Raw genomic sequence first — 2,166 nt, 5'->3', positions numbered from 1 at the left:
CCCCGGGCGGCAACTACCAGGTCGGGGTGAGCGGCTACGACTCGGCCGGCAACCCGTTGGACCAGATGATCGGAATCCCGGCCGGCGAGGGCGCGCTCGGCGGCCTCCACACCACCTACTTCGCCTGGACCACGACGGGACTGCTGACCGGGATCACTCCGGTCGCCCTGGGCGGTCTGCCGGGCGAGGGGATCACCCACACCTACAACCGGTACGGCAACCCGCACCGGACGTTCGGTTACAACGTCTACGTCGACAAGTCCAGCTACACCGCCTACGGCGAGGCGGCCCAGTACACCTTGGGGGTCAACAACGCCACGGGCTGGCTGACGTTCGACCGGGACGCGCAGACCCGCCGGATCTCCAGGGTCAACCTGTCCGTGCTGCAGACCTGGGCGCAGATCGACGACCGCCGGTACAGCTACGACCCCGCCGGCAATGTCACCCGGATCACCAACGTGCGGGGCCACCCGGACAACGGTGCGACCACCCGCACCCAGTGCTTCGGCTACGACCCGCTGGCCCGGCTGTCCGAGGCCTGGACCGCCACCGACGACTGCGCGGCCGCGCCGCCCGCGGCGTCCGTGGGCGGGGCCGACCCGTACTGGAACAGCTGGCGGTTCGAGCCGACCGGGCTGCGCTCCCGGCAGGTCCGGCACGCCGTGCCGGGATCCCCCGGCGGCGACACGACGACCACGTACACCTACCCCACGCCGGGCGAGAACGCGGTGCGCCCGCACGCGATGCTGTCGACCTCGACCACCGGGCCGGCCGGCTCGTCGAGCACCGGCTACCAGTACAACGCGACCGGCGCCACCACCGCCCGCAACCTGCCCGGCGGCAACCAGACCCTGACCTGGAACGAGAACGGCCGGCTGGCCACGGTGACCGCGCCGGGCGGCACGACGTCCTATGTGTACGACGCCGACGGCAACCAGCTGATCCGGCGCGACCCCGGCCGGTCCACGCTGTTCCTGCCCACCGAGGAGATCACCCGGGACACCGCGACCAACGCGGTGAGCGGCACCCGCTACTACACGCACGGCGGGATCACGGTGGCGACGCGCGCCGGCGGCAGCAACCCCCGCTACGTGCAGTCCGACCTGCACGGCACCGCCCAGGTCAGCGTCAGCACCCCCGATTTCGCCGTCACCCGGCGGGAGTTCGACCCCTACGGCAACCCGATCGGCGCCGGCCAGGGAATCTGGCCGGACTCGCACGGCTTCCTCGACAAGCCGCACAGCCAGACCACCGGCCTGACCGACATCGGTGCCCGCAAGTACGACCCGACCACCGGCACGTTCATCTCCGTCGACCCGGTGCTCGACCCGGCCAGCCCGGGCCAGTGGTCCGGATACGGCTACGTGGGCGGAAACCCCGTCACGCACAGCGACCCGAGCGGACTGTTCTGCGACAGCTGCGAGTTCTACAACACGGGTCACTTCGTCGGCGTCGACTGTTCGATCGCCAACGGGGTATGTCAGGCCGGTCGCGACTACGTAGCCGAGTTCGAGGCCACCACCGGCCGCAACAAGGACCCGAAAAAGCAGCCGAAGATCGGCGGCCACCGGGTGCCCACCTTCGAGGAACTGAAGAAACGTCCCGGCTTCGGCCACTACATGAACGGCGGAACCTACGCCGAGGCCGTCCAGGACTGGGCCCAGGAGATCTGCATGGGTCCCGGCCAGGACGAGGAGTTCTGCGGCGCGGCCGCCGCGCTCGGCTGGCTCGGCACCGGCGGCTTCGACCTGATCGGAGCGGCGTATGAGATGACCGCCGTCGCCGACGTGGTCAACTGCTTCACCGGCAAGGACTCCTGCCTCTGGATCCTCGCCAACCTCGTCCCCCCGATCAAGGGCGTCAAGGCCCTCAAGTACGCCGACGAACTCGCCGACGGCGCCAAAGTCGCCGACAACGCCGACTCCGCCAAGAGCCTCGACGAAGCCTTCGGCTTCTGCAGCTTCACCGGCAACACCGAAGTCCTCATGGCCGACGGCACCCACAAACCCATCGCCGAGGTCAAAATCGGCGACGAAGTCCTCGCCACCGACCCCGACACCGGCCAACAAGGCCCCCGCCAAGTCACCGCCGTCCTCGTCCACGACGACACCGTCCTCGACCTAGTCACCACCGACGGCGCCACCGTCACCACCACCGAGGACCACC

At 69.8% G+C, this 2,166-nt stretch carries 1 protein-coding gene; it reads left to right on the top strand.

Annotated elements, in window-relative coordinates; genetic code table 11:
* Positions 1 to 2,166: RHS repeat-associated core domain-containing protein (locus VFO68_RS18065; RefSeq protein WP_325159480.1), on the top strand; the 2,166-nt coding region annotated here is incomplete at both ends.

The sequence above is a fragment of the Actinophytocola sp. genome, assembly GCF_035712165.1.
GTDB lineage: Bacteria > Actinomycetota > Actinomycetes > Mycobacteriales > Pseudonocardiaceae > DASYTH01.
The sequence above is the reverse complement of the archived record's forward strand: the minus strand, read 5'-3'. Positions and strand labels throughout refer to the sequence as shown.